Source organism: Delftia sp. RIT313, assembly GCF_000632165.1.
GTDB lineage: Bacteria > Pseudomonadota > Gammaproteobacteria > Burkholderiales > Burkholderiaceae_C > Comamonas > Comamonas acidovorans.
On sequence record NZ_JFYT01000122.1, the window covers coordinates 1 to 7236 of the forward strand.

The 7236-nt window shown below is 70.0% G+C and carries 2 protein-coding genes; both read left to right on the forward strand.

The features are described from left to right. Positions 1–4037, forward strand: a 4037-nt coding sequence (locus BW39_RS29690) for a non-ribosomal peptide synthetase (protein WP_043825964.1), incomplete at its 5' end; no start/stop codon positions are given. Further along, positions 4034–7236 (forward strand): non-ribosomal peptide synthetase (locus BW39_RS29695; protein ID WP_043825966.1); only part of this gene is annotated, 3203 nt, incomplete at its 3' end. The genes BW39_RS29690 and BW39_RS29695, both read left to right, overlap by 4 nt.

Here is a 7236-nt window from a genome sequence, read left to right on the forward strand (position 1 = left end):
ACGTGCTGGACGGCAGTCTGAACCTGCTGCCGCAAGGCGTGGCGGGCGAGCTGTTCGTTGCGGGCGCGGGCCTGGCGCGTGGCTACCTGAACCGGCAAGGCCTGAGCGCGGAGCGCTTCATCGCCAACCCCTTCACGGACGATGGCAGCAGGCTGTACCGCACGGGCGACCTGGTGCGCTGGAACGCGCAGGGCGAGCTCGAATACCTGGGCCGGGCCGACCAGCAGGTCAAGATCCGGGGCTTCCGCATCGAGCTGGGCGAAGTGCAGGCCCAACTGCTGGCGCAGCCGGAGGTGCGTGAGGCCGTCGTGCTGGCCAGCCAGGGGCCGGGCGGGGCGCGGCTGGTGGCCTATGTCTCGTTGAACGAGGAAGTCGAAGACGGGCTGCTCAAGGAGCGGCTGGGTCAAGGGTTGCCTGATTACATGGTGCCTTCGGCCATCGTGGTGCTCGATGCCCTGCCGTTGACGGCCAATGGCAAGGTGGACCGCAAGGCGCTGCCTGAACCGGAAATGGCAAGTACCCAGCAATACGAGGCGCCGCAGGGCGAACTGGAAGAGGCGCTGGCGCGCATCTGGGCCGAGGTGCTGAGCGTGGAGCGCGTGGGCAGGCACGACGGCTTCTTCGAGCTGGGCGGGCATTCGCTGCTGGCGCTGGGGTTGCTGGAGCGGGTGCGCGCCCTGGGCCTGGGCGTGCAGGTGCGCACGCTGTTCCAGCACCCGAGGCTGGCGGACTTCGCCCAGGCGCTGGGCCGTGAGCAGGGCCAGTTGCAGGGCCAGGTGCAGATCGAGGTGCCCGCCAACCTGATCCCCGAGGATTGCACGGCCATCACGCCGCAGATGCTGACGCTGGTGGACATCGACGCCGCGGAGATCGCCGGCATCGAGGCCGCGGTGCCGGGCGGGGCCGCGAACATCCAGGACATCTATCCGCTCGCGCCCCTGCAGGAAGGCATCCTGTTCCACCACATGCTGAATGCGGACAGCGATGCCTATGTCACCTCGCATGTGCTGGCCTTCGACAGCCGGCAGCGCCTGGAGCGCTTTGTGGCGAGCTTCAACGAGGTGATTGCACGCCACGACATCCTGCGCACGGCTGTGCTGTGGGAGGGCCTGGGCGAGCCCGTGCAGGTGGTGTACCGCCACGCGCAGCTACAGCCCGAATGGTCGGCGGCCGATGCGCAGCAGCCCCATCCGCGCATCGATGTGCGGCAGGCCCCCATGGCGCGCGCGCTGGCCGGGTCGCGCGCGCAGGACGGGCGCTGGCTGCTGCGCCTGCTGTGCCATCACCTGGTGATAGACCACCAGACGCTGGAGCTGCTGGTCCACGAGATCGCGCTGATCCAGCAGGGGCGCCGGGAGCTTTTGTCCGCGCCCCTGCCATTCAGGCGCTTTGTGGCACATGCGCGCAGGGGCGTGGGCGAGGCCGAGCACAGGGCGTTCTTCACGGCGCTGCTGGGCGATGTCACCGAACCCACGGCACCCTACGGCCTGCTCGATGTGCAAGGCGACGGCGGTGCCGTTCAGGAGGCGCGCCTGCGCCTGGATGACGGCCTGGCCGGGCGCATACGGCAACAGGCCCGCCGCAGCGGCGTGAGTTCCGCGGTGCTGTTCCACCTGGCCTGGGCGCTGGTGCTGGGCCGGGCCACGGGGCGTGACGACGTGGTGTTCGGCACCGTGCTGTTCGGGCGCATGCAGGGCGGGCGCGGCGCGGAACGCGCGGTCGGCCTGTTCATCAACACGCTGCCCGTACGGCTGCAGCTGGGCGCGCGCAGCGTGCGCCAATGCCTGGATGACACGCATGCGCTACTGGCCCAGCTGCTGCACCACGAACATGCCAGCCTTTCGCTGATCCAGCGCTGCAGCGGCCTGGCGGGCGGACTGCCCCTGTTCAGCGCCCTGTTCAACTACCGCTACGGCGCTCAGGGCAGCCAGGACACGGCGCCGGCCTGGGAAGGCATGGACATGCTGGAGAGCCGGGAGCGCAGCAACTATCCGTTCGGCATGTCGGTGGACGAACAGGGAAGCGCATTTACGCTGGCCGCGCAGGTGGCGCAGCCCGCCGACGCCCTGCGCGTCTGCGAGGACCTGCGCGATGCGCTGGAACAACTGGTGCAGGCGCTGCAGCAGGCGCCGCAGACGCCGGTCTGCGAACTGGCGCTGGGTCGCGAGGCCGAGCACCGCCGACTGCTGGACTGGGGCGACAACCGGGCCGGCGAGGTCCATGACGCGACGGTCCATGGTCTGTTCGAGGCGCAGGCGCGCCGCCAGCCCGATGCACTGGCGCTGGCTGGCGACGGGCGGCCATGGACCTACGGCGAACTCAACCGGCATGCCAACCGCCTGGCCCATCGGCTGATGGCTTTGGGGGTCGGCCCCGAGGTCCGTGTGGGCATCCTGTTCGAGCGCTGCGCCGACATGGTCGTGGCCCTGCTGGCCGTGCTCAAGGCCGGTGGTGCCTATGTGCCGCTGGACCCCCAATGGCCGGATGGGCGCACCGGTGCCATGTGCGAGGACGCGCGGCTGCGGCTGGTGCTGACCCACGAATGCTGGCTGGGGCGGCCCGTGGGAGATGCCGGATTGCGATGGCTTGCGCTGGATGCACCGGACCCCTGCGTGTGGCCCGATCACGACCCGGCCCGGGCGCTGCACGGGCAGGGCCTGGCCTACCTGATGTACACCTCGGGCTCCACGGGGCGTCCCAAGGGCACGGAGATAGCCCACCAGAGCATCTGCCGCCTGGTGCGTGACGCGGACTGCGCGCGGCTGGGGACCGGGCTGCGCATGCTGCAGTTCGCGCCGCTGGCCTTCGATGCCTCGACCTTCGAGATCTGGGGGGCGCTGTGCAATGGCGGCACCCTGGTGCAGGCGCCGCCGGGCAGGGTGTCCTTCCAGGACCTGGCGGCATTCATGGAGCGCCATGACGTGCGCTGCGCCTGGCTTACGGCGGCGCTCTTCAACCGGATGCTGGAGTCACACCCCGAAGCCCTGGCGCGACTGGACCAGCTGCTCAGCGGGGGCGAGGCCATGTCGGTGCACCATGCGCGCCAGGCGCTGGAGATCATGGGCACAACGGCTCTGATCAATGGCTACGGCCCCACCGAGTGCACGACCTTCGCGGTCTGCGGCCGCGTGGAGGTCGGCGATGTGCAGGGCGCTTGCGTCCCGCTGGGCCGGCCGGTGCGGCAAACCCTGGTCCGGGTGCTGGATGCCGCCATGCAGCCCGTGCCGGCCGGCGTGGTCGGTGAACTCTATCTGGGGGGCGCGGGACTGGCGCGCGGATACCTGGGCTGTGCGGGCCTGACGGCCGAGCGCTTCGTGGCAGATCCGCTGTCGCAGGAGGGCCGCAGGCTGTACCGCACCGGCGACCTGGCGCGCTGGCGTAGCGACGGCCGCATCGAGTACCTGGGCCGCGCGGACCTCCAGATGAAGGTGCGGGGCTACCGCATCGAGGCCGGCGAGATCGAGGCCGGCCTGCTGGCCCAGCCCGGCGTGCGAGAGGCCGCCGTGGTGTCCCGGCCCGGGGCCGGCGGCACACGGCTGCTGGCCTACGTGGTTGCCCAGGCCGGCCACGTGGCCGATCCCGAGGGACTGCGACTGCAGCTGTCCGCGCTGCTTCCCGACTACATGGTGCCCAACGCCATCGTCGGGCTGGACGCCTTGCCTCTCAACGCCAACGGCAAGCTGGACCGCCGGGCCCTGCCCGAGCCGGACCTGGGCGGCGGACCCAGCCATGACGTGCCCCGCGGCGAGACCGAGCGGCGCCTGGCAGCGATCTGGTCGGCCGTGCTGGGCGTGGCGCAGGTGGGGCGTGGCGACAACTTCTTCGAGCTTGGCGGCCACTCCATGGCCGTGCTCGATGTGCAGGCCCGGGTGGGCAGGCAGTTCTCGGTGCAACTGCCCCTGAGGGCCTGCTTCGAGAGCCGCTGCCTGGCCGACATGGCCCTGCTGGTGGAACAGACCTTGGGCGCCGCCGATGCCGGCAAGGCCGCCGATCTTCAAAAAATGGCATCCCTTCTGGAAGAGTTGGACCTGGAATGAAAAACACGGAATTCGACATCGCACAGCGCTTCAATCGCCTCGCTCCGGGCAAGCGGCGCCTGTTTCTCGAAGCACTGGCGGCCCAGGGCATCAACTTTTCCAGTCTGCCCATCGTCGCGGGGCAGGATGACGGGACGGCCGTGCCTGCGTCCTATGCGCAGGCACGGATGTGGTTTCTCTGGAAGCTGGAGCCCGACAGCGCGGCCTACCATATCAGCGCAGTCTGGCGCCTGCAGGGTGCGCTGGACGCACAGGCCCTGAGGGCGGGTTTTGCGGATCTGGTCGCCCGGCATGCCGCGCTGCGCACCGTGTTCAGGGCCGGCCCCGACGGCCAGCCCCTGCAGCAGGTGTGCGATTCCCAGCAGGTCGACATTCCCCTATGGGATGGTGAAGCGGCCGGCGATGCGCAGGCCCGGGCATGGGTGCGGCAGGTCTGCGAGCAGCCGTTCGACCTGGAGGCGGGGCCGCTGGTGCGCGTGGCCCTGGTGCGCGAGGGGCAGGACCGGCATCTGCTGGTGGTCGCCATGCACCACATCGTGTCCGACGGGCGCTCCATGCAGATCCTGATCGAGGAATTCGCCGCCCTGTACGGTGCCCATCTGCAGTCCCGGGCCCCCGGACTGCGCCTCCTGCCCGTGCAGTACAGCGACTATGCGGCCTGGCAGCGCAATTGGATGGAGGCGGGCGAGCGCGAGCGCCAACTGCGCTACTGGATGCAGCAACTGGGCGGTGAGCAGCCCGTGCTGCAACTGCAGGCCGACCATGCACGGCGCGCCGACGCCGTCCACCGCGCGGCCGAGCACAGGCTGCAGCTGCCTGCGGCGCTGGCGCATTCACTGCAGGCCCGTGCCCGTGCCGAGGGCGCGACCCTTTTCATGGCGCTGCTGGCGGGATGGCAGGCGTTGCTGGCCCGCTACAGCGGGCAACAGGACATCCGTGTGGGCGTGCCCATCGCCAACCGGCACCGCGCCGAGACCGAAGGGCTGGTCGGCCTCTTCGTCAATACCCAGGTGCTGCGCAACCGCATGGACGCTCGCCGCCCCGTCGTCGAGGTGCTGCGCCAGGCCCGCGAGGCTGCGCTGGCCGCGCAGGCGCATCAGGACCTGCCCTTCGACCAGCTCGTCGAGGCCTTGCAGCCAGAGCGCAATCTCGGCGTCCATGCCCTGTTCCAGGTGATGCACAACCACCAGCGATCAGCCCTCGGCGGGGGAGGACGGCTGGGCGGCCTCACGCTGGAGCCCTGTGCCCAGGAGGGGCGCAGCGCGCAATTCGAACTCACGCTCAACAGCACGGAAGATGCCGACGGCGGCGTGCTGCTGGAGATCAGCTACGCTGCGGGCCTGTTCGAGGCGGCGACCATTGCGCGCATGGCCGGGCATTTGCAGGCCATTTTGCAGGCCCTGGCCGATCATCCCGACCAGGCGTTGGGCGATATCGTCCTGCCGGGCGAGCCGGAGCGCCGGGAACTTGAAGCCTGGGGGCGCGATGCCGAGGTGGCCGGGGACGGACAGCCCGTGCACCGCCGTTTCGAGGCCTGCGCTCGGCGCCGGCCTGAGGCGCCGGCCCTGGCTTTCGGCGATGAGGTTTTGGGCTATGCCGAACTCAACCGGCGTGCCAACCGTCTCGCCCACCGCCTGATCGCGCTGGGCGTGCACCCCGAGACCCGTGTCGCCATCGCGGCCGAACGCTCGGTGGCCATGATCGTGGCCCTGCTGGCCGTGCTCAAGGCCGGCGGCACCTATGTGCCCCTGGATACCGACTATCCGCGAGACCGGCTGGCCTACATGCTGGCCGACAGCGGCGCACGCCTGGTGCTCTGCCAGGGGCCGGGGCGCGGGCTGCTGCCCGAGGATGCGGGCCTGCAACTGCTGGACATCGAGCCCGAGACGGCCGCAGCCGGGCCCGAGCACGATCCCCAGGTGCCGGTCGATGGCGAAAACCTGGCTTACGTGATCTACACCTCGGGCTCGACGGGGCGGCCCAAGGGTGCCGCGAACCGGCATGCCGCACTGAGCAATTGCATGGCCTGGATGCAGCAGCGCTATGCGATAGGCGCCGGGGATGCCGTGCTGCACAAGGCGCCGTTCGGCTTCGATGTCTCGGTCTGGGAAATCTTCTGGCCCCTGACCGTAGGCGTGAAGCTGGTGCTGGCAGGACCCGGCGACCAGCGCGAGCCTGCACGCATCATCGCGCTGATCCGCCGTCACCAGATCACGACGCTGAACTTCGTGCCCTCGATGCTGCAGGCCTTTCTGGCATACGAGGGCATAGAGGAGCAGACACGGCTGCGCTACGTCATCTGCGGTGGCGAGGCCATGCCCGCGGCCACCCAGAGCGAGGCCTTGCGGCGCCTGCGCGGCGTGAGCCTGCAAAACCTCTATGGGCCCACGGAGGCCGCCATCCACGTGACGCAGTGGACCTGCCGTGACGACGGCCTCAGCCTGGTGCCCATTGGCCGGCCCATCAGCGCCACCGAAGCCTGGGTGCTGGATGCCGACATGGCGCCCGTGCCCCAGGGCGTGGCGGGCGAACTGTACCTGGGTGGCATGGCGCTCGCGCGCGGCTACCTGAACCGGCCGGGGCTGACGGCCGAGCGCTTCGTGGCCCATCCCTTCGATGGCAGCGGCAAGGGTCGGCTGTACCGCACGGGGGATCTGGTGCGCTGGAATGCGCAGGGCCAGATCGAATACCTGGGCCGGCTGGACCACCAGATCAAGGTGCGCGGCCTGCGCATCGAGCTGGGCGAAGTCGAGGCCCAACTGCTGGCCCGGCCCGGAGTGCGCGAGGCCGTCGTGGTCGCCGCCCAGGGCGCGGGCGGCACGCGGCTGCTGGCCTACGTGGCCGCGCCGCAGGCTGGGGAAGGCCTGGCGGCCGAGCTGCGCCAGGCTCTGGCCGCCGTGCTGCCCGACTACATGCTGCCTTCCGCCATCGTGGTGCTGGATGCGTTTCCGCTGACACCCAACGGCAAGGTGGACCGCAAGGCCTTGCCTGAACCGGAAATGGCAAGTACCCAGCAATACGAGGCGCCGCAAGGTGAGCTGGAAGAGACGTTGGCCTGCATCTGGGCCGAGGTGCTGGGCGTGGAGCGCGTGGGACGCCATGACAGCTTCTTCGAGCTGGGTGGTCATTCGTTGCTGGCCCTGAAGCTGCTCGAACGCATGCGCGCCAGGGGGCTGGCGGCCCAGGTGCGCAGCCTGTT